This window comes from Rheinheimera pleomorphica (genome assembly GCF_011634895.1).
Classification (GTDB): domain Bacteria; phylum Pseudomonadota; class Gammaproteobacteria; order Enterobacterales; family Alteromonadaceae; genus Alishewanella; species Alishewanella pleomorphica.
The window spans coordinates 205246-226527 of sequence record NZ_SIRR01000003.1; the positions used below are offsets into that span (position 1 = coordinate 205246).

The window sequence follows — 21282 nt, forward strand, 5'->3', positions numbered from 1 at the left end:
GCCCGGTTTTTTATTGCAGCTGTCGTACCAGAGCAGGCAGCAGTGGTTGCAAACTGGCATGAATAATATGGCACACAGTGAAATCAGCAACATGTAGCCTATTGATGTGCTGGATTTCCTGCTGCGCGGCTAAAAAACGCTCAGCGGTGCGGCTGTCCTCCAGCACGATGTCTACCCGGCCTTGCAGCATTAAACCAAAGGCTTGGGCGTCACTGTTCACCAGTACTCTTACACCGGCAAACTCCTGCTGTTCGGCCATTTTAAAACCGCGGATGTGGCTTATCAGTAAATCGTTGCGTTGTTGCCAGTTCATTAGTTTATCACTGCTTAAGCTGTAGGCATTTAACCGCAAAGTGTCCAGCACGGCCGGTACTACCAGTAACTCGGCATGGTCTTCATCCAATTGGCAGATACGAAATAAATCGGCATCAATTTCGCCATCTATTAGCAGCCGTAAGCGCCGCTTAGACGGCAATTCGATAAACTCCGGGCTAAAACCAAGTGCAGTGTAAGCTGATGCCAGTTTCAGCTGTAACTTTTGCCTGAGCTCTGAGTTACCCAGCGGCATACCAATACGCACCGGTTGTGCCAGTGTGTAGCTACAGATGAATAACAACAAAGCAAATGCAGATGGTCTCACACAGCTATCCGGTGGCGGCAACTAAATACAGTATAGCCAAGCTGACAATTTCCCGAGCCGTAATGGCAGACTGCATAACAACTAATATAAACCGTCTTGTTTTAATGCTAGCCTGCAGCAGATGATTCTGTTTCTTAGGGCCTTTTAATGTTCTACAGCCGTGCTGCGCTGCTAACCCTACTGGCACTTATTGCCTTTGCCGGTAATTCTATACTGTGCCGTATCGCTTTGGCCCATACCAATATTGACGCTGCCAGTTTTACCACTATCCGGCTGCTATCCGGTGCTGTGGTGTTATGGGTATTAGTGATGCTGCGTAACAGAAACCGCCATGACAGTATGAAAGTGAGAGGGCAGGGTAATTGGCTATCGGCACTGGCGTTGTTCGTTTATGCTGCTGGCTTTTCCTTGGCATATATACAACTAAATACCGGTATTGGTGCGTTGATCCTGTTTGGCGCGGTGCAAACCAGCATGATAGCCTTTGGCTTGTGGCGTGGTGAGCGTTTTACAACAGCACAGTGGCTGGGTTTGCTACTGGCCTGCTCGGGGCTTATTGGGTTGTTATTACCCGGGCTGTCGGCACCACCTCTTACCGGCGCTATGCTGATGATTACTGCTGGTATCGCCTGGGGCGTATATTCGTTACGCGGCAAGGGCGCCGGCGACCCGCTGCAGGTTACGGCCGGTAATTTCAGCCGCACGGTGCCGATGGCGTTGCTGCTAAGTTTGCTTTTACTTAACCGGGCGTCACTAGATAGCGCCGGCATTTACTATGCGCTGCTGTCCGGCGCTTTAACTTCAGGTGTCGGTTACGCCATTTGGTACAGCGCTTTACCACTATTAAAAGCAACTACTGCTGCGACGGTGCAGTTAAGCGTGCCACTCTTGGCGGCGCTAGGTGGGGTAGTGCTATTGCAAGAGCCGGTTACGTTACGTTTGCTGCTGGCAGCACTGGCGATTTTGGGCGGTATCGCGCTGGTGGTAGTGGTAAGGCGCCAAACCTAACCTGATATACCACATTTCTTGTTATGTACTAATTCAATGTAGAACGGCCTTTAACGGGTTCCTCTCCTTTGACTGCACAAATGACAATTATTTTCATTTGTGTAGTGTGCGTCTGTAAGGCGACAACTTTTAATCCCCACCTAATGGAACGCACCATGCCTGGCATACACAACATGACGTATTTGGCAGTTTTGTTGGCGGTGCAGGCTGACAGTGCTAGAGACACCTTGAGCATCGAGCGGATCACCCTTACCGGTAGCGGTATAGTAGAAGTTGGTAATCTAATCCTGACCGGACGACTTTAAAGTAGTGCTGTACTATAACGCTTGAACGCCTATTTCAGGGTTATTCGTTAACAGGCTGATTTTTTCGGCAAGATAAGCTTTAGTCGAGCAATCTTCATACTGAAAAATCATTTTATTTTTACCGAATATCGTTATGGTTTTTTCAGTAATATCCACATTGTCAATTGCTACCGCTGGAAGAAATGGGCTGTACCGGTAGTAGTATTTGTGATTTTTAAAGCTAAAGTAGGGTAAAAATTTAGCTGCTATTGCAATAATAACGGCTAAACAAAGTACTAAATAAACAAAGTCTGGATTAATAACATAAGTTATTAGAGTCGGCAGAGGCAGAAAAATTGCCATATTCATTATGATGTTTGTATTAGAGCGAAGTCTCATTTCTATGCATCCTCACACGTTTAAAAGGGCAGCTCAATGCTGCCCGTCACATATCTAATGTAATGCGTAAGATACCATGCCAGCAAGAAAACCTATGCCTCCGCCGATGATACCTCCGGCAATGGCCCCTACAGGACCAGCGCCAAAACCGCCTGCGGTTATACCAAAGCCACCACCTGAAATTGCACCAGCTGCTCCGGCGGCAACTAGATCTCGGGCATAAGTATTCCCGCCAGCAACATCAGATATCTCAATTGAAGTTAGTTCTTTCATAAGTTCGACTCCTCTCAACATTAATATAATGCCATTTTATACAAGGCGCCGATCGCAGCCCCACCGCCAATTATGCCCATAGCAACCCAGCCGACAGGATTGCTTGCCAGGGCGATGTAACCGGCTGCTACTCCAGCACCACCCAAACCACCGGCCAGGCCTCCGGAAATGCCATGCTCTGCAGTCCAGGCTCCACCAGAAATAATTTCTAGTTCATTTTTATTAATTTCTTTCATTTTTTATCTCCATCAGATTACTTTGTCAGATTCAGCAATTGTCTGACGGTGGTAATATAACTGGAAATTTATTGGCTAATGTACTGTTAAATATAACAGTTTAAGTTCTAGTGAGGCTGGGCAGTGAATTATCTGGGGTTGTGCTTTCAGGCGATAAAACCGTAACGGTTGAATACGGCTTTCGTTTGTCACTATGCATTACGATAATTAAGTAGTTTGGGATAAACAATACTTGAAAATTACCACAGCTGTTATCAATAAGAGGTTGTTTGTTATAACAAAAAACCTCTTACCATTGGTATGATTTTAGCTAATCAGTACTTTGCGGCTACACCCTCTGCTGGCAGGGCGTTTAAGATAAACTGACGTAAGTCTTCGTTAGATTTTTGCAGGTCTTCAGCGCGCAGGTACATCATATGGCCGCTGCGGTAGCCTTTAAAACTTAAGCGGTGTTTCATTTTGCCGCTGGGGTCTAACTGCCACATATTGTATTTGCCATCAAAATAGTTGGTGGCGCCATCATAGTAGCCTGACTGAGTTAACACTTTTAAATAAGGGTTTTGTGCCATGGCCTGGCGCAGGTTTTCGCCGGTGTTGTCATCAGATCTGTCCCACGGGTGCACCGGGCCAAACATATTGTATTTGATGTCGGTGTTGTAGTTTAACTCTGAGCGGATATAGTGGTTAATCGCCGGCGTAAACGAGTGCAGCCAGGAGGTCAGCTCGGCATTGTAGTCAGGTTTGTCACCGGCGTCGCGCTTGTCTATACCTAAATAGCGCGAGTCTAACCGGCCGACCGTCTGGCCACGGTCACGCAGCAGTTCTTTCCAGTAGTAGCTGGTAGGAATTTCCAGGTTATTTTGCAGTACCGCCTGAAGTGATAAACCGGAGTAGCTGGCGACTTGCTGCGCAATGCGCTGTTTTTCTTCGTCACTGATGGCATTGCCTTTAGCCAGTGCCGGCAGGTACTGGTTTAACGTAAACTGTTCTACTTCGGGCAGAATATCGTATAAGTCTTTTTGCTGTAGCGCGCTTGCCAGCTTGTTGTGATACCAGGCGGTAGCAGCAAAATACGGCAGACGGTTAGCGGCTTTTACCGGGCCATCGCGTGAGATGCCTAAATCAGTAGGGGAAACCAAAACTACGCCGTTTAAGTACATCCACTGCTGGTTTTGTAGCGCCAGCGCCAGGCCGGAGACGCGGGTGGTGCCATAGCTTTCACCGATTAAAAATTTAGGTGATTGCCAACGTTCGTTACGCGTAACAAAGGTATTGATCCACTCGGCCAGGTATTTCACATCAGCATTCACGCCAAAGAACATCTTCTGCTGCTGATCTTTAGAGGGCATCTTGCCATCTTTACCTGGCAGCACGCGTGAGTAACCGGTATTCACCGGGTTTACAAACACAATGTCGGCCACGTCCAGCACTGAGTAGGGGTTGGTTTTTACGCCATAAGGCTGCAGCGGATAACCTTCGTCATCGACATTCAGCACTTTGGGGCCGGTGTAAGCCACATGCATCCATACCGATGCTGAGCCCGGGCCACCATTAAACGAGATCAGTAGCGGCCGTTTGCTGCGATCTTTAATATCACTGCGCTGATAGTAGGTATAAAACAAGGTGGCCGTCGGGTTGCCCTCATCATCCCACACTGGTTGGGTACCGGTAGTGGCGCTGTAACTAAAGCGTTTGCCATTTACTTCGGTTTTATGCTCGGTGACAACCTTGCTGTCAATTTCAATCTGCCGCTCTGAGGCCTGTAGCAGCGTGCTGCCAACGAGCAACAGCAGGGCAAAAGCTGTAGTAAGTTTCATGGTTCCCCCGGTTAAGGTGCATTGTTATTGTCGCCTTCCTGTGTAACGCAAAAAACGAAAAAACACAAAAGGCTTGCGGCCAGCGGCCGGAAAAACGCTGCGGTTCTTACTCTAGTGAAAAGCTGACGCGAAACAGGTTAATAATGCGAATTGTTATCAGTGGTATATTGTTGAATTTAAACATAATTTTGCCAATCATGCGGTTATGGTCTACACTTGTCGGCACAATTTTGGCGACTAGAGCAAGGTTAGCGCAATGAAAGGTCATCCACAGGTACTGTCAAAACTAAACGAAGTGCTGACAGCGGAATTAACCTCGATCAATCAGTATTTTTTACATGCCCGCATTTATAAAAACTGGGGCTTAAAGGCATTGAATGATGTGTGCTACAAAAAATCGATTAAAGATATGAAGCAGGCTGATGAGCTGATTGAGCGTATTTTAATGCTGGAAGGGCTGCCCAATTTGCAGGCGCTGGGCAAATTACGCATTGGTGAAGATACACCGGAAATGCTGCAGTGCGATATGGATTTTCAGCTTGAGCAATTACCTTTGCTGCGCGCCACTATAGCCTTGTGTGAAGCTGAGCAGGATTACGTTAGCCGCGACATACTGACCGAGATCCTGGAATACGAAGAAGAACATCTGGACTGGCTGGAAACCCAGCAGCATCAGATCAGCACTATGGGGCTGGCAAATTACCTGCAGGCACAGCTGGGGAGCGAGTAAATGAAAGGCAATAACACCATTATCGATGCGCTGAATGTGCTGCTGGCCAATGAGTTGGCGGCAATGGATCAGTATTTTATTCACTCGCGCATGTACCACGACTGGGGCCTGCATAAGCTGTTTGAACGTATCGACCATGAGTTTGACGATGAAAAAGGCCACGCTTCTGCCTTGATTGAACGCATTATCTTTTTAGAAGGTGTGCCGGATATGAGTAAGCGTGACGCCATTCACGTTGGCCATGATGTACCCAGCATGCTGCAAAATGACCTCAATGTGGAATACGCGGTACAAAAGCTGCTGAAGCAAACCATGGCCTTGTGTGAGCGTGAACAGGATTACGTGACCCGCGCTATGTTACAGCAGTTACTGGACGACACTGAACAAGATCACGCCCACTGGCTGGAGCAACAGCTGAATCTGATTAAACTGCTGGGCCTGCCCAATTACCTGCAATCGCAGATGTGACAATCTAAGCGATGCCGTCTCTCAGTCACAGCAAGCTATAGTCTTGCTGTGACTGGCGCCGACACATTTTATTACAATCCTTTTACCTGTCTTACTGGTCTCAGCCCAGCCCTTTCATTACATTAGCCGTAATGAAAACATAGCAATTTTGTCTCTGCAGGTAGTCAAAAATGAAAAAACTCTTTGTAATAAGTGCAGTAGCGTTAGCGGTGCTGACCGGTTGTGCTATCGAGCGCAGTGCCAGTGTGGATGCTCAGGCCGCGCTGCAACAATTGCAAGGCCAGGTTGTCGCCAGCCCAAATGATAAGCGTGCTTATAAAACGCTGCTGTTGCCCAACAAGCTGGAAGTGATGCTGGTGTCTGACCCATTAGCGGAAAAATCGGCAGCGGCGCTCAGTGTTGGCGTGGGCTTACTGCAAGATCCTATGAGCCAGCAAGGCATGGCGCATTATTTAGAGCATATGCTGTTTTTAGGCACCGAGCGTTACCCGGATACTAACGATTACAGCGCCTTTATGACCGCCAATGGCGGCGCACAGAATGCTTATACCTGGCTCGACATTACCAACTATATGTTCAAAGTGAACAATAATGCCTATGACGAAGCGCTGGATCGTTTCTCTGACTTTTTCAAAGCCCCAAAGCTGTATCCGGAATACACCGAGAAAGAGAAAAATGCTGTTAATGCGGAGTGGTCTATGCGCCGCGAAATGGACTTTTTTGGCCAGTACAAACTAGCGCGTAATATGCTGGGCAGCCATCCGGCTAACCGGTTTTTGATTGGTAACCTGGAAACTTTAGGCGATAAAGCAGACAGTAAACTGCACGCTGAAACCGTTGCCTTTTATAACCAATACTATTCGGCCAACATTATGAAAGCCGTGTTGCTAAGCAACTTGCCACTGGCCGAGATGGAACAACTGGCAGTAAAACACTTTGCCAGCATTGAAAATAAAAATATCGCCAAACCTGCTGTTACTGACACACCGGACTTTAGCCGGTTAGGTGCTAAACGCATTCATTATGTGCCAAATCAGGATGTGAAACAGCTGAAACTGGATTTCACCATTAGCAATAACAGCGCACAGTTTGCCGTTAAACCAAATGAGTTTATCACCTATCTGTTGGGCTCAGAAATGCCGGGCACGCCGGCATATCAGCTAAAAGCGATGGGGTTAATCTCAACGTTAAATGCCAGCGCAACGCCCGACTTATACGGCAACTATGGTTCGCTTAGCATTGATATTGAGCTGACCGACGCCGGTATGCAGGCACGCGAAGGTATAGTGGCCACCTTAATGCAGTACCTTGAGCTGGTAAAGCAGCAGGGGGTTGATAGCAAGTACTTTAGTGAAATACAAACCAGTCTGAACAATCAGTTCCGTTTTCTTGAAAAGGGCGATGAGTTTGGCTATGTGTCTAACCTGGCGGATGCCATGCAAAAAGTGCCAGCCCGCCATGCCATTAATGCGCCCTTCTATTACCAGCGTTTTGACGCCGCGGCGATTAACGATGTGCTGGCGCAGTTAACACCCGAGCGGCTGCGGGTTTGGTATATCAGCAAACAAGAGCCGCATGACAGCAGTCTGCATTTTTATGATGGTAAATACAAAATTGCCGACATTAGCCTGGAAGAGCAACAAAGCTGGCAACAAAGCCCGCAACTGGCGCTGAGTTTACCGGCGGTAAACCGTATGCTGCCAGAAAACTTCGCCCTGAAAGCCCCCCAGGCACAGCAAAAACCCGAGCTGGTAGTGCAGCGCGATGGTATCAGTGCCTGGTTGTACCCCAGTCAGCAGTTTGCCAGCCAGCCACGCGGTGTGCTGGAAATTTTAATTAACAGCGATGCGCCACAGCAACAGGTTAAAGCTAAGGTAGCGTTAGCGCTGTGGCGTGATTTGTACAACCTGCAGCACAGCGCGCTGGCGACAGAAGCCGATATTGCCGGTATGCAGCTAAGCTTGCGTGATAGTAATGGCCTGGTACTCAGCGTGGCCGGTTTTACTGACAAGCAGCCAGAATTGCTGCAGCAGGCGCTGGCGGGCTTGCGCATCAGCAGTGACGAGCAGGGCTTTGCTCAGGCGAAAGACCGCTTTATTCGCAACGTACAAAATCAGGGGAAGCAGTTCCCGTTCCAGCAGGCTTTTATGGCCTATAACAACCTGGTTCGCAGCGGCAGCTATGACACGGATGCGTTGGTTAACGCAGCGCAGAGCCTGACGCTGGCTGAGCTGCATACGATAGTTGACACCTTGCTGGCGAATAACCAATTGCGCATTTTTGCCTTTGGCAACTACGATAAGCCTGCGCTTGAGCAGGTTGTCAGCAAAGTGGCGGTTGCTTTGCCGGCTAAGCGCAGTTCAACGCCTTACAGCCGCACGGCATTCTGGCAACCGTCTCCGGGTAAAACCCTGGTGGTGCAAAAGGATATCGATGTTGCCGACGTGGCGCTGATAGATGCGCATATTCACGCTGAAGCCAGCTACACGCAGCTGGCCCGTGCGACAGTGCTGCGCAGCCATTTTAGCAATATTGCCTTTGATAAACTGCGTACTGAAGAGCAGTTGGCTTATGCTGTTGGCGGTACCTCTATGCAACTGGAGGATTACGTCGGCTTTGCCATCTATATTCAAACGCCGGTTAAAAGTGTGGCGGATATGCAGGCACGTTTTGACAGCTTTAAGCAGCAATATGCCGCTGAGTTGGATAAGTTATCTGAAGACGAGTTTGCCAAGCTAAAAGCCAGCACCTTAATTAGTCTGAAAGAGCCGGCAAAAAACTTACGCGAGGAAGTCGGACCGCTGATCACTGACTGGTATCGTGAACGCTTTAGCTTCGATAGCAAACAGCAACTGATTGCCGCGGTGGAGCAGGTTACGTTGGCCGATGTAAAGGCGTTTTATCGTGAAACCATGCTAAACGACAACGCCGCCCGCATTTCGGTGCAAATGCGTGGCACTAAATTTAAAGCGCAGCCGTTTGCCGATTTACCCGGTCAGATTAAAGTGGATGATGTCGCCGCTTTTCATCAGCAGATGAAACGACAATAACCTCAGTATAAATTTAAAAACGCAGCTTCGGCTGCGTTTTTTATTGGCAGGAAAAAAGTGCAAAATAGTTGGAGTAATCACTTTAAACGTTGGTAATTCCCGCCGACAGTGTTTAAAACGTCGACAAGTACCTGCTGTTAACTCACCGCAGCATTCACATTTTTCACGTTATTAGGAAATTAAAACGCGCTGCGTGTTCTTTCACCATGCCATGCCAGACCAGCGTAGATTTGACGTATTGCAATCGAAATGAACTGGTCTATCTTGTTGGTGGAGTTGTAACCAGTCACACGGAAGAGACGACAAAATAATAATTAAAAATCTCAGCAAGAATTTTGATTCAGCAGAGAAAAAGACGAGGACAACCCAATGAAGAAATCTACCCTGCTACTCTTGGCAGGCCTGTTGAGCTTTGGCTCGCAGGCTGGCGTTGGTGGCTACCCTGTGGTACTGGTACATGGCTTTCAACCAGACAACCTGGCCAGCCGGCCTACCGGCAGCCAGGTAACGGCAAATGGCGCTGCCTACTGGGCCGAATACTGGCGCGATCGCGCTGACGTGCGCATCGACTGGCCGTCACAGGAACGTGTTGCCGGTAAAATTGCCACTGATTATGTCTGGCCTAAGCTGCAACAAATGTCACGCAGTGGCACCTGCGCTAATGGCTGTATCTTTGTCTCGCATTCCACCGGTGATTTAGTTACCCGCTACATTATTGACAACCAAGCGCTGTGGCTGCAAAACGCTGGCCTGCAACCGCTGAATATCGTCGCCAGCTTTGACTTTGCCGGTGCCGGCGGTGGTGTAGAGTTGGCTGATCTGGCCGTTAACGTGGCCGGCGGTTCAGGCCTGATTGACGCAACCTTGCGTTTGGCACTGTCGTTATGGCTGGGAGAAATTCCGACACCCACTACCGTAGGCGTGCTGAATGATTTACGCGTGAATACTGCCCGTCAGTTAGCCGCATTTCCGGACGAGCGGGTGCCGCGTTTACGCTTTGTCGGTGCCGGGTCCGATTTCCTGGGGGCCACCGGCGCCTTTTTACCCGGTGAAGACGATGGTGTTGTCGCCAGTCACTCCAGCTGTGGTGCCGCCAGTGCCGCCAGCTTTAACAGCTGTTCACGCAGTGTTGCCTTTGATGGCAAGCTGACCTCGGTAAGTGGCCCGTCCGGCTTTATGCCGTATCATTACCCTATGTTAATGAGTGAAGGCTATAGCCACAGCGATGTGATTGCCAACAGCGCTGCTGACGAAGTGACCGCTGCTAACAGTGGGGCAAATTACCTTAACGGTGACAGGTTGCAGTTCAGTACCTATGATGAGACGCGCGGTTGGTGGATTTTCAGCTCACGCTATCGTGTGGTGCGTAACTCGAATAACACCAGTATGTCAGCACTGGTGTACCAGGCAGCGAACTAAGCGTAATGAAGAAAACGCTGCTAATACTAAGCCTGCCAGCCTTGCTGGCCGGCTTATGGCTGCTTTGGCCAGCGCCGGCAAAGCAGTCCGTAACATCATCTGAGCCGCCTAAGCTGCCGGCTGTTTCAGCAGCTAAACCTGCTGCAGCCACGCCCGACACAACACCACAGCAGTTAAGCGTCACAGAGAAAATTCCCGAGCCGGTGAGTGACAGTTTTAAGTTGCTGGCCAGCGCCTATGCTGCCGAACTTGAACTGCCGCCTTATTCACGGCCGCTTAGCGCTGATGACGCGCATTTACTTAATCCAAACCGCTACATTGTGCAAAGCGTACCTCTAGCAGGTGGTGCCAGTGCCGCAATTGTGCTGCCAAAGTATCGTTTTAGCTATCCAGAAGCCGTACCTGTAACACTGGAGATCACCGGCTTACCGGTATTTGATGTCAATGTGCAGCTGGTCGCAGAGCATGACATGCAAAATAGCGAGCAGGTGGAAATGCAAGGCACGCCGCAACGTTACAGTGCCACAGTGCCGCCGGACGTGAATTGGAATGGTAGCGTTGAAGTGCGGGTTAGCTTTAGCGCTAATGGCCAGACACAGGTGTTAAAAACGGGTATTGAATACTACAACCCGGTAGCGACGATCACCGGTGTGTCTGACAGTATAGGGGGCGGTACCGACATGCAAATACCCGTGCAGTTAGAAGTGAAGCAGGCCGGCTTTTACCGACTGCGCGCTAATTTATATACCGAGCAGCGCCAGCCACTGGCATTGCTTAGCGCAACCGCTAAGCTGGACAGCGGCCAGCAAGAGATCACTTTGCGTGCTTTTAAAGCGGTACTGCGTAATAACAGTGGCCCTTATATTTTAGGCAGTTTTGTGCTGGAAAAACGTCCGGCGGTACCGGGTGAGCTAAGCCGCTATGGCGACAGTGAAAAAGCCGAGTATGCGTTGGAGCGCTTCTCGCTGAGCCAGCTGAGCGACGAACCCTGGCAGCCAGACGAACAGGAGCGGCAACGGCTGCAGTTTTTACAGCAAATGGCCGGGCAGTAGCGGTTATCGCAGCGCAAACGGGCGAAAAGGGGGGTTGGCCTGGCGCTGCACTTCAGGCCTTTAATTCATTTTTTTTGCTGTTCCTATAACGTTGAATTGATATCTTTAACATAAATATATCATCAGTTTGTCATGCTGTTTTCGTTATCTGATGTGATAAATTCACGGTCTGGGCTTGCCGGGCGGCCAGCTTCTGCTGGCTCTCACGCCGTGGTTTGTTCAGAGCGCGCCGGCCATGTTTGGCTATGTCGGTTATTTTGTACAGTTTTATCTAAGGTGGCGTAATCATGATGAATGAAATGGACAGGCTATTAAAATTACTCCATGAGATATACAAAGATGGGTATGTGCAGGGGCGGCAAGATGGCTTGGAAGGTATCCACATTGAACCGCAACTGGTACTAAATGATTATCTCAACGACGAGAATGTTTATCTTAAGCTGTTTGAGCTGGGGGTGCTAAAAACACCCAGTACTGAAAAAAATTCAGTCAATGTACATTAACGGTTTTGCTTAGCGTTGTTGGCTTGCTGCTGAAGAATATTAACTCTAAAATAACAGCATGCAGTGTTGCAGTATTTGGAGAAATGTATTGAGCCAGCCATCGTTGGAGCAGCAACTAAGTGCCGAGTTAAACCGGGGGGATTTCTCCAGGATCCTGACTGAACAACCTTACGAATACAAATCTATTTTTCTGAATCGTATTCACGCAGATAAGAAAAATGCCCGGTTTTTCCCTGCCGTAGTCGTGCCAGACCAACTGGCCTATCAAATCGCGACTAAACGTTTAAGCAAATCGCAACTGATAGAACGGCTGGACTGCATCGACAGAGTGGTTATTGGTAAAGCCTGTATTGTAAATTGCTTCAGCCGCGATACGGTAGAATGGAAAAAAGCCAATGAAACCATAGCGTCCATTATTGAATTAGCAGCCAACGTGTCAGTGTCTGAGCTGATCCAGGTACCCACCATTTACCCGCTGGACGATGGCAGTTTTCAGATCCTTACCGGGCACCGGCGCTTTTTCGCTATGGTGTATACCCATGGTATAGATGGCGCCGCACATTTTAAGGTATACCACAGTAAGCCGTCTTTACCGCGCACCAAACAGTTCCAGGAGAACGCCAGTCGGGAAGACTTGCCCAAGTATGGTAAGCTACAGGCGTTCCAGGAAGCGATGCTGGAGCTGGACACCCTAAGCAGTATGCGGCAAAGAACCGAAGGTAAAAGCCTGACTGTGCGCGAGATTGCCAGTTTGTTAGGCATCTCCATGGGCGCTTTTGACAACTATAACGTGTTAACGCGTTATCCGGCCGTGCTGGAAGCCTACCAAAGCGGTAACAGCACGTCGTTTATCGCGATGAAGAAAATGGTTGTTAATGAAGAGCAGAAAGTTCGCAAAAACAGCGGCCAGAGCATATTAAGCGTTGAGCAAAAAAGGACGATTAATAAGCAATTAAAAAATATCCTCAATAACGTCACTGTTGACGACGAGGCGCCGAAAAAAAAGCGCTACCGGCTGGGCACAGTTGAATCCGCTGAACTGGTGAAAATAATACTGACAGAAAATTTGTTGGCAATGGACACCGGTGTCGACTGGCAGCAGGTTGACTGGACGCAGCCCAAGGCAGTCAATGATGCTTTTGAACGTGTTGTCAGTTTCTTAAAAGCCCGCTATGAACTACAGCCGTAGTACCCTGCAGTAAGTCCCCCCGCGCTGCTGCCGCGTCAGCTTTTGCAGCGCACAGCGCAAAACACGGCCGGTTGCACCACGACAACGCAAGCCGCGGTGTCGGTTGGTGTTTTTAAAAGGTTGACCAAAAGAAATAAAAATGTGAACATTTGGCGGCGTCGGGCGCAACCCAGTGGGGCTCCTGCTGTGCTGCGGCTAAGCAGCTGATAATGCCAGTTTGCTGCGTTTAGTCACTTTACCAATGCATTACGCTAAGGGATGTTGCAACGACATCGCGCTGAATCACTATTAGGGTCTTAAACTACTATGAACTACACCGACAGAGTACTGTTGCTTGCCATATTGTTACTACCACCATGTTTTGCTCAGGCCGTTGATATTTCCGCTCAGGTTGGCGCACAAAGCCGGCTGTTTACCCAGGATGGCCAATGGCAAAACTCGATCGCCGCCGAGACTGAACTGTACTGGGAAGATAGCACGCAGACAAATAGTTTTGCGCTAACGCTAGCGGGCCGCTATGACAACTTGGACAATCAACGTTCTTATGTCGATGTTCAGGAGGCACTGTGGCTGCACGTGGCAGCAGACTGGGAGTTCAGAGCTGGTATTGGCAAGGTGTTTTGGGGCGTGACAGAGTCTAATCATCTGGTGGATATCATCAACCAAACCAATTTAGCTGAATCAATAGATGGTGAGCACAAGTTAGGCCAGGCCATGTTGCATGGCACGCTGGTGCGGGATTGGGGAGTGTTGGATGCCTTTGTCTTACCCGGCTTTCGTGAGCGTATTTTTGCCGGAAAAAATGGCCGTCTGCAGGGGCCGGTGCTGATTGATAAACACAGTGCACTATTTGAGTCTGCAGCACAGCAGAACCATGTGGATTATGCACTGCGCTACAGCCACACCATTAACGCATTCGATGTTGGCGTCAGCTGGTTTAACGGCACCAACAGAGAGCCACAGATCTTGCCAGTAGAGGGTACAACAGATACAGGCCGGCCTTATTATGACCAAATGCAGCAATTCGGTCTGGATGTGCAGGCGACGCTCGGAGACTGGCTGTTAAAACTGGAAACTATCTCACGCCAGGACTCGGTGACCGATTTTGCCGCGGTTACCACAGGGTTCGAATATACCGTCACCGGGGTGTTTAATAGCGTTGCTGACATGGGGCTGCTGTTAGAATACAGCCGTGATTCTCGCAATGACGAGGCGACGACACTACTGCAGAACGATCTGTTTTTTGGTATGCGGCTGGCTTTTAATGATATGCAGGGTACAGAGATATTGTTTGGCTATGTGCAGGACTTAGCTCATCAGGCATCGGCGATGGGTTTTATTGAAGGTAGCCGCCGTTTGGGTGAGGCCTGGACACTAACGCTGGACGTCAGAACCTTTGCCGGCCGTGAGCCTAATGAGTTGCTGTATAGCTTGCGTCAGGACGATTACGTTGCCATTAGCCTGGATTACTATTTCTAGGGCGTATCTGCGCCCTGCCGTTGCAGGGCGCAGACATGCAAACCTGACGCGTTAGCGCACGCGTCTTAGCGCCGTCTGGTTAAAGTCCTGTTCCGTCAGACCGGTGCCAAAGCGATAATTCTTGACTAAGAGCACCGTACTCTTGCCATTGGTGTTATTGGTCATTTTCATATAAGCCGGGCGCCAGTACTTGCCCTGATGCTGCTGGTAGTCTTTGGCGATCAGGGTTTTGAGCAGGCTGTTGCGGCGATCATAAAACTCTATTTTTACCGGCTGATACATGGTTTTATCCAGCCAGACAACCTGACGCGTATAGCCTGAAAATTTGTCCACCGGATAATATTCAGAGACCGTGCAGTCGTGCCCATTTAGCGTTTCATCCCGCAAGTACTTATAGCTGTATTTTTCTACCTCAAAGGATGACATATCCTCATAGGCAAACTCGCTGCCCATAAAAGGCCCCGAGGTGTTTTGTGATGAAATACGTTTTACACGTTTCAGTGCTGGTAGGTATAGCCATTGATCATCCGGCCCCAGCGGATGAGCATGGTTAAGAAAGGCCGTGCCCTGAACATCTCTGGGCTCGTCAAAGATCACCAGGCTTTTGTCGCCGTCATTCTGCACTTCCAAATTGCTGGTGCGGATAAGGCGCTGACTTTCCTGGCCATTCTTATTGCGTAGTATCATCGTCATATCGGCCTGGCTGTCGCCCCAGCCCCTGTCTTGCTGTTTGGCCTTCACCGCAATGTTAAGACCAATTTCTTCGGCGGATAAGCCACTGTTTTCGGTACTATAGCCGCTGCTGCTAACGAGCAGCAGCGCCGCAAAAATGGCATAGATTCTCGATGTTAACATGTTAACTTCTCCTTAATAGCTGTCTCAGGGTTTTGGATCTCTGCATCCGGCTGCGATGCTACTGCGGCTTTATCGGTGGCAAGCAGCAATGACGGCAGGAATAAAAAGTCCACGATCAGGGCAATAGCAATGGTCATTGCTGTCATAAGGCCCATTTCGGCATTTACCCGATATGTTGATAACGCCATGATTAAAAAACCGGCGATCAGGATAAAAGAGGTCAGCCACAATGCCGGCCCAACGCTTTGAAAGGTATACTGGATAGCACCTTGTGGCGACATCTGGCGCTGCCGCCGCGCATACAGATACTTGTTGATAAAGTGCACGGTGTCGTCGACCACTATACCCAGGGTGGTGCCGATAACGACGGATAACCCCAGGCCAACTTCGCCGGATAACAAGCCCCAGACGCCAAACGCAATACCGGCCGGTAATAGGTTCGGCAATAAACTCAGCACCCCGTACTTAGCCGAGCGCAGTGCCAGGCCTAAAATGGGCGAGATCAATATCAATGCGATAACCGAGCCAAACAGCATGCTGTCGATGTTCTTCTTGCTGACATGGGCAAACATCAGCGAGATACTGGCGGCATTTAGCTGTAGGTTGGGGTACTGGTTGGCAAACCAGTCAGAGGCGCGTTGTTCAAACTCCAGCAATTGATAGGTCGGCAGGTTTTTCAGCGTAACAATAATGCGGCTGGCAGACTTATCGACATTAACCTGGTTGTTTAAATCCAGCCCCATCGGCAGTGACATTTCGTATAGCAGCAAATACTGTGCGGCTAGCTCTTCGCTGTCGGGTAGTTTGTACCAGGCCGGGTCATCGCCGTGCATGTTCTTGTTCAAGCGCTTAAAGATGTCCGTAATGGTATTAACGTGGTCGACTTCCGGCTGGGTGCGTAACCAGTCGCTAAAATCCGCAATCGCCGCAATCGTTTTTGGGTTGTGGATACCGCCGGCTATGCCGGTTTCAATAGAAAACTCCAGTGAATCGACGCCACTGAGCTCTTGTTCCATCAATTCTGTGGCAGCCCTGAACGGCACCGACTGGTCAAAAAACTCGACATACTTATCATTCAACTCATTCTGGGTAATGAATAACAGCATAGCTGCCATTACGATGACTGAACCGGGAAGTAAGCGGCGATGATGCGTCAGCACAAAACGGCTAATTCCTGCCATTAACGGCGACCCCTGATAATCGGTCTGAGTGGAAACCTTAACCGGCAACAACGCCAGCAGTGCCGGAAACAGCGTAACAGACAGCACAAAGGCCGCCATCACACCAAAGGCCACCATGTTACCGAGATCCTGAAACGGCGGTACATCGGAAAAGTTCATGCTTAAAAAGCCCAATGCGGTAGTGGCACTGGTAAGGAAGATCGGCTTAAAATTATGTTTGATACTGTTATACAGTGCCTGATGCCGTGTTACCCCCTGGCGCATTTCATGAAACATACCGCTGAGTATATGCACGCAGTCAGCCACAACGATGGTCAGGATCATAATGGGCGCGGCGGCAGATGGTGGCGTAAGGTAAATGCCGAGCCAGCCGGCGACACCTAACGTGACCGTAATAGCGGCGACAGCAATAACGAGTGCTGCGACAGAGCCGGTCACAGTTTTAAGCAGCAGGCCTATTGCCAGAAACACCACCACAAACATCAGCGGCACTAACACTTCGTTATCTTCAAGTGCTGCCTCAACAAAGGCCACATCCATCATCAATAAACCGGTCAGATGAATGCCAACGTCAGGATAGCGCTGCTGCAGCTCTTGTTGCAGGCTACGCGCGTACTGGCTAATGTCTGTCAGTTCCTGTTCAGGGTCAACGCCTTGCTTTTGCAATGTCACATTGATCAGGCTGACATGGCCTTGCGTCGAAATTAACCGTTTTACCAGCAACGGCTCATTCAAGCTTAGCGTCCGCAACTGCTCCAGCGCAGGCTGGTCTAAAACGCTGGGATCGGGCACCAGATCGCCGACCACCAGTTCGTCGCCGTTGGCAAAGCTATGCTGATAATTGCTCAGCGAGTCGACCCGGCTGGCGTAGGGGATTTGCCAGGCGCGCTCAGTAAGTTCATGGATCAGCGCGAGATTCTCTTTCGTGAAGATATCACCGTTTTCAGGCACTAATAAAAAAGCGACATTGTCGCTTTTAGCATACACCGCCTCCATCTGATCAAAGGCTTGTAACTGTGGGTTGTCGGGAGCAAAAAACACTCTGCTGTCGCCTTTGAACACCAGCAATCCGGCGCCCCAGCTGGCGGCGATAATCACGGCTAAACAGAGTAGCAACGTGGTGACAGGTCGGTAGACCCCGCTCCTAAGTATAAAATCGCGCATCTTTAATCGTCTCCAATTTCAATGTTGTCATATGATTTAAACCTTAAATAATCTGTGGCACCTAACCGGTTGTGCTGCTATTTGTATATTATTCTTTCAAAATCGGCGAAATGTTTGTTCTTTTCAATATTGAATGCAACATGATACGCCTTAAGGGTATTGCCAAAGATGCCGCGGTCTGCCATCAGGTGTATCCAGGGCGCCAGCAGAACGTAATCCGGGCCGTAGAAGTAAACCCAAATTAAAGAAAAAACGATCCAGGTTAAGTAGCTATGCGAGATGTTGTAGATTAAATAAAATATTTTAGGCACATTCTTGCTGACGTATTTATAGTAAAGAATGCCAGGATAAAATCCGATAAGATCAATCCCCCAAAACAGCGCGTTGAATAAATACCAGTTGATATGTTGATAATTAATAGCAGCGACCCAGGCCATAACCAGCAGCAAAGCAGTGTGCTCAAATCTGACCAGATTATGGGTGTGGACGGTCTCATACTTGTTGTTGATATCCATAGTATCAGTGACCTTAGGTTGGCGAAGTGGCGATTTATACTACCTTAGCCGTTAAGTTATTGTAAATACCTTGTGTGCCTGGCTGAAGCCATGGTAACCGCTTTCATACGCTGATAAGTTATTGCCAATGCCAGTAATAACGGGGCTTTCCGCAATAAATGTTGTCATAATAGACATCTCACGCGTGAGATGTCGGCAGACATAGTCACTGTTTCGGCAGTTTTGTAGTGATTATTTTAACGCTAAAATAACATGTTGACTTGGTTATTTTATCGGCTTAGTATCGCTGACCGGTGGCTGTTCAGCAGTAACACGCGGCTAAAAATATCACCCGCACACAGCCAACTTAACGATAGCTTCCACTGTGGTGCGGGCTCTTGCTGCCAAATATGGCTAACAGTGGGCGCCTAAGTAAATAACCCTGGCTTCAGAGACGCTTGATGATCATTGTAAATGGACAGCAGCACAGTCAGATCGACGTGACAGACCGTGGTCTTAGCTACGGCGATGGCTTGTTCGAAACGCTAAAGGTACAGAACGGCCGGCCTAAGTTGTGGCAGATGCATATCGAGCGATTATGCAACGGTTGTAACAGATTACAGATACCGCTACCGGATCTGGCGGCACTGCGCCGCGATGTCGATACGGTGATTAACAACAGCGGTGCAAACCTGGTGCTAAAGCTACTGGTTACCCGGGGCCGCGGCCAGCGTGGTTATGCTTATAGCGGGACCGAAACGCCAACGGTGATTGTGATGTCAGCGCCAGAGTACCGGGTTGATGCCCGCGATTATCAGCAGGGTGTGCGGGCGATTATTTGCCAAACCCGCTTGTCGCACAATGCAAAGCTGGCTGGCATTAAACATTTAAACCGGCTGGAGCAAGTGCTGGCCCGTGCGGAATGGCGCGATCCGCTGATCCGTGAAGGCATTATGCTTGATGACGCTGGCTTTGTGATTGAAGGAACTATGTCAAATATTCTGATTGAAAAACAGGGCGTACTGTATACCCCGCAACTTAGCAGAGCGGGTGTCTGCGGCGTAATGCGGCGAAAAGTCATTGAGACCCTGCACGCTGAGCACCTGCCGGTCTGCGTTAAAGATATTACCGCGGCAGAGTTACTGGCGGCGGATTCAGTGGCAATTTGCAACGCACTATTGGGCGTCATGCCGTTGTCACAGATTGATAATACCGTGTTTCCTGTTAGCCCTCTGCTAACCGGGCTGGTGGCGAAACGGCTGCAGGATGCCGATGCTTAAGCTAATTAACATCAGTAGTAACGACTTACTGTGCTGTAGATATACCGATAAATTCAACATAATTGCTGATATTCCGGAGGCAAAATGTCCTATCACGACAATTTAGCAACGATAAAACAACTGCTGTTAAAGCGCAAACAACGCCTAAGTGTCTCTGGTCTGTTAGATGTCGCCAGCGAATTGCACGGCGACAAAAATATCTTTTTCCAGTTGTCTGAACACGAACCGGCTAAGCAAGCTGTGTTTTCTGCGCAATCGCTAACCAGGCAGGTTAACCTGTACAGCAATATTCTGAAGCATAAGTATCAGCTTAGCCGGTATCAGCGGGTGGGTATTTTGCTCAGTAACAGCATGGAATACCATTTATGGTTTATGGCGATTGTCAGGGCGGGTGGCATAGCGGTACCGATGAATGGCGGTTTTGACAAAAGCGAACTGAATGAATATTTAACGCAAACCGGCGTCAGCCTGCTGATTACCGAATCCTGTATTTGGCCGCACGGCTTCCCGCCACCGCAAATCACACACTACCTGAGTCTGGACAACCATAACCTGGATCAGCGTGGCTGCTTTATCGCCGAGGCGGCAAAAGACCAGAGCGACGACTTCACGGCCGTTACCCTAAGCCCAGATGATGTGGTATTGATAGTGCATACCTCCGGCACTACCGGGATCCCTAAACCCGTGGTGCACACCGATTCCACCCTGGTGGCGGTACTGCTGTCCAATTCAAAAGCCATTTTCACCTCAAATGATGAGAAAATGCTGCTGGCGATGCCCTGTAACCATTGGATATCCCATTGTGCCTTTATCGTCACCCTGGTTTCCAGTGACACCACCTGGTGGCTGATACAGCAATACAGTGCAAAGTACATGCTGGACAGCATTGATCACTACAACATCACCTGTTTAATCAGCTTTGCCGGCAACTACGCCAGAATGTATAACCAGGGCCTGGATAACTACCGGCTGGACACGATAAAAATGTGGGTGTCGGTGGCGGATGTCAGTTACGAAGTGCATCAGCGCGCTTTTGTGCAAAAGGGCGCATTGCTGCGGCTGTTCGGCCGGGTTGTGGTTAAGTCATTGTTTATTGATTTGCTTGGCTCATCGGAAACCGGTGTACCGGCGCTGATGCGCAGTGTGTCGTCTTTTAGTAACCGCTTTGGCCGTTACCTGGGCAAGCCGATAAATAATAGCCTGAAGGTGAAAGTGGTTGACGACTTCGGTACTGAGGTGGCGGTAAATCAACCTGGCCGTCTGGTGGTCAGTGGGCCTACGGTGTTTAAAGGCTACTGGAACAACAGCGAGAAAATGCTCGGTGTATTTCACGATAACTGGTGGTGGACCGGTGATATTGTTTATAAAGATAAACGCGGCCGCTTTTATCATCTGGACAGGGGGGTAAACCTGATTGAAACCAGCGCCGGGCCCATTTCTTCGCTGGTGCTGGAGGAGCAGGTCATTAAGGTATCGGGCGTGTTGAATGCCTGTGTGCTTGGGGTTAAGCAACGCGACACCGACAGCGCTACTGTGGCTTGTGTGATCCGCTCTGACGTTAGTAAGGATAGCTACCAGGCGATTGTCTCTGCAATAAAGCAATGTGAGCTGGCCAAAGACATTAAACATTTTGTGTTTACCTTAAATGATTTCCCCCGTGGTTTAACCGGCAAAATACTGAAAAGAAAATTAAAAACCGAGGTGTCGGTACTGCTACAGCAGCGTAGCGATGAAATCTTGCACGATATGGCCTAAGCCGCA

19 protein-coding genes are annotated in these 21282 nt (G+C 49.3%); 11 read left to right on the plus strand and 8 right to left on the minus strand.

Annotated features, from left to right (window positions below):
• Positions 1-10 precede the first annotated feature (10 nt).
• Entirely contained in the window at positions 11-640 is a 630-nt protein-coding gene (locus EYB30_RS02045) for a hypothetical protein (protein WP_166836521.1), read from the minus strand.
• Positions 641-787: 147 nt separating this feature from the next.
• Between EYB30_RS02045 and EYB30_RS02050 the strand changes: the two genes are divergently transcribed.
• Positions 788-1648, plus strand: a complete 861-nt coding sequence (locus tag EYB30_RS02050; protein ID WP_166836523.1) for a DMT family transporter — start codon at positions 788-790, stop codon at positions 1646-1648.
• Positions 1649-1965: 317 nt separating this feature from the next.
• Here EYB30_RS02050 and EYB30_RS02055 read toward each other — a convergent pair whose 3' ends face one another.
• The 4 genes from EYB30_RS02055 to EYB30_RS02070 form a co-directional block, all read right to left on the minus strand.
• Positions 1966-2331, minus strand: a complete 366-nt coding sequence (locus EYB30_RS02055) for a hypothetical protein (RefSeq protein ID WP_166836525.1) — start codon at positions 2329-2331, stop codon at positions 1966-1968.
• A 54-nt stretch (positions 2332-2385) separates the two neighbouring features.
• Positions 2386-2604: a hypothetical protein gene (locus EYB30_RS02060; protein WP_166836527.1), complete on the minus strand. Its 219-nt coding sequence runs from the start codon at positions 2602-2604 to the stop codon at positions 2386-2388.
• Positions 2605-2624: 20 nt separating this feature from the next.
• Entirely contained in the window at positions 2625-2840 is a 216-nt protein-coding gene (locus EYB30_RS02065; RefSeq protein ID WP_166836529.1) for a class IIb bacteriocin, lactobin A/cerein 7B family, read from the minus strand.
• Between the two features lie 314 nt (positions 2841-3154).
• Positions 3155-4657 (minus strand): S10 family peptidase, encoded by a 1503-nt coding sequence (locus EYB30_RS02070; protein ID WP_166836531.1) that lies wholly within the window; start codon positions 4655-4657, stop codon positions 3155-3157.
• 256 nt (positions 4658-4913) lie between these two features.
• On the opposite strand from EYB30_RS02070, the gene bfr (EYB30_RS02075) reads away from it, so the two are divergent.
• From bfr (EYB30_RS02075) to EYB30_RS02110, 8 genes are all read left to right on the plus strand, one after another.
• Positions 4914-5387, plus strand: a complete 474-nt coding sequence (gene bfr, locus EYB30_RS02075) for a bacterioferritin (protein ID WP_166836533.1) — start codon at positions 4914-4916, stop codon at positions 5385-5387.
• Positions 5388-5855, plus strand: a complete 468-nt coding sequence (gene bfr / locus EYB30_RS02080; RefSeq protein ID WP_166836535.1) for a bacterioferritin — start codon at positions 5388-5390, stop codon at positions 5853-5855.
• 170 nt (positions 5856-6025) lie between these two features.
• Positions 6026-8905 (plus strand): insulinase family protein, encoded by a 2880-nt coding sequence (locus EYB30_RS02085; protein ID WP_166836537.1) that lies wholly within the window; start codon positions 6026-6028, stop codon positions 8903-8905.
• A 369-nt stretch (positions 8906-9274) separates the two neighbouring features.
• Positions 9275-10324, plus strand: a complete 1050-nt coding sequence (locus tag EYB30_RS02090; protein ID WP_166836539.1) for a hypothetical protein — start codon at positions 9275-9277, stop codon at positions 10322-10324.
• 5 nt (positions 10325-10329) lie between these two features.
• Complete coding sequence (locus tag EYB30_RS02095; RefSeq protein ID WP_166836541.1) at positions 10330-11376, plus strand: DUF4785 family immunoglobulin-like domain-containing protein; 1047 nt, start codon at positions 10330-10332, stop codon at positions 11374-11376.
• 287 nt (positions 11377-11663) lie between these two features.
• The gene (locus EYB30_RS02100) at positions 11664-11879 is read left to right on the plus strand and encodes a hypothetical protein (protein ID WP_166836543.1); all 216 of its coding nucleotides are present in this window, start codon (positions 11664-11666) and stop codon (positions 11877-11879) included.
• An 88-nt stretch (positions 11880-11967) separates the two neighbouring features.
• The gene (locus tag EYB30_RS02105) at positions 11968-13068 is read left to right on the plus strand and encodes a hypothetical protein (protein ID WP_241697936.1); all 1101 of its coding nucleotides are present in this window, start codon (positions 11968-11970) and stop codon (positions 13066-13068) included.
• Between the two features lie 306 nt (positions 13069-13374).
• Complete coding sequence (locus tag EYB30_RS02110; protein WP_166836548.1) at positions 13375-14547, plus strand: hypothetical protein; 1173 nt, start codon at positions 13375-13377, stop codon at positions 14545-14547.
• A gap of 51 nt (positions 14548-14598) precedes the next feature.
• Here the strand turns inward: EYB30_RS02110 and EYB30_RS02115 are convergent, their stop codons facing one another.
• From EYB30_RS02115 to EYB30_RS02125, 3 genes are all read right to left on the minus strand, one after another.
• Entirely contained in the window at positions 14599-15402 is an 804-nt protein-coding gene (locus EYB30_RS02115) for an outer membrane lipoprotein-sorting protein (protein ID WP_166836550.1), read from the minus strand.
• Entirely contained in the window at positions 15396-17747 is a 2352-nt protein-coding gene (locus EYB30_RS02120) for an efflux RND transporter permease subunit (protein ID WP_166836552.1), read from the minus strand. The genes EYB30_RS02115 and EYB30_RS02120 overlap by 7 nt, the downstream gene beginning before the upstream one ends.
• A gap of 77 nt (positions 17748-17824) precedes the next feature.
• The gene (locus tag EYB30_RS02125; RefSeq protein ID WP_166836554.1) at positions 17825-18262 is read right to left on the minus strand and encodes a hypothetical protein; all 438 of its coding nucleotides are present in this window, start codon (positions 18260-18262) and stop codon (positions 17825-17827) included.
• Between the two features lie 440 nt (positions 18263-18702).
• Between EYB30_RS02125 and pabC the strand changes: the two genes are divergently transcribed.
• Positions 18703-19521 carry an aminodeoxychorismate lyase gene (gene pabC / locus EYB30_RS02130; RefSeq protein ID WP_166836556.1) on the plus strand — a complete coding sequence of 273 codons (819 nt, stop codon included), beginning with the start codon at positions 18703-18705 and terminating at the stop codon, positions 19519-19521.
• An 84-nt stretch (positions 19522-19605) separates the two neighbouring features.
• Complete coding sequence (locus EYB30_RS02135) at positions 19606-21276, plus strand: class I adenylate-forming enzyme family protein (protein ID WP_166836558.1); 1671 nt, start codon at positions 19606-19608, stop codon at positions 21274-21276.
• Positions 21277-21282 lie beyond the last annotated feature (6 nt).

Excerpts from the sequence above, each read along its gene's own strand:
- EYB30_RS02050 (WP_166836523.1), top strand. The coding sequence starts at position 788 with ATGTTCTACAGCCGTGCTGCGCTGCTAACCCTACTGGCACTTATTGCC.
- EYB30_RS02055 (WP_166836525.1), bottom strand. The coding sequence starts at position 2,331 with ATGAGACTTCGCTCTAATACAAACATCATAATGAATATGGCAATTTTT.
- EYB30_RS02060 (WP_166836527.1), bottom strand. The coding sequence starts at position 2,604 with ATGAAAGAACTAACTTCAATTGAGATATCTGATGTTGCTGGCGGGAAT.
- EYB30_RS02065 (WP_166836529.1), bottom strand. The coding sequence starts at position 2,840 with ATGAAAGAAATTAATAAAAATGAACTAGAAATTATTTCTGGTGGAGCC.
- EYB30_RS02070 (WP_166836531.1), bottom strand. The coding sequence starts at position 4,657 with ATGAAACTTACTACAGCTTTTGCCCTGCTGTTGCTCGTTGGCAGCACG.
- bfr (WP_166836533.1), top strand. The coding sequence starts at position 4,914 with ATGAAAGGTCATCCACAGGTACTGTCAAAACTAAACGAAGTGCTGACA.
- bfr (WP_166836535.1), top strand. The coding sequence starts at position 5,388 with ATGAAAGGCAATAACACCATTATCGATGCGCTGAATGTGCTGCTGGCC.
- EYB30_RS02085 (WP_166836537.1), top strand. The coding sequence starts at position 6,026 with ATGAAAAAACTCTTTGTAATAAGTGCAGTAGCGTTAGCGGTGCTGACC.
- EYB30_RS02090 (WP_166836539.1), top strand. The coding sequence starts at position 9,275 with ATGAAGAAATCTACCCTGCTACTCTTGGCAGGCCTGTTGAGCTTTGGC.
- EYB30_RS02095 (WP_166836541.1), top strand. The coding sequence starts at position 10,330 with ATGAAGAAAACGCTGCTAATACTAAGCCTGCCAGCCTTGCTGGCCGGC.
- EYB30_RS02100 (WP_166836543.1), top strand. The coding sequence starts at position 11,664 with ATGATGAATGAAATGGACAGGCTATTAAAATTACTCCATGAGATATAC.
- EYB30_RS02110 (WP_166836548.1), top strand. The coding sequence starts at position 13,375 with ATGAACTACACCGACAGAGTACTGTTGCTTGCCATATTGTTACTACCA.
- EYB30_RS02115 (WP_166836550.1), bottom strand. The coding sequence starts at position 15,402 with ATGTTAACATCGAGAATCTATGCCATTTTTGCGGCGCTGCTGCTCGTT.
- EYB30_RS02120 (WP_166836552.1), bottom strand. The coding sequence starts at position 17,747 with ATGCGCGATTTTATACTTAGGAGCGGGGTCTACCGACCTGTCACCACG.
- EYB30_RS02125 (WP_166836554.1), bottom strand. The coding sequence starts at position 18,262 with ATGGATATCAACAACAAGTATGAGACCGTCCACACCCATAATCTGGTC.
- pabC (WP_166836556.1), top strand. The coding sequence starts at position 18,703 with ATGATCATTGTAAATGGACAGCAGCACAGTCAGATCGACGTGACAGAC.
- EYB30_RS02135 (WP_166836558.1), top strand. The coding sequence starts at position 19,606 with ATGTCCTATCACGACAATTTAGCAACGATAAAACAACTGCTGTTAAAG.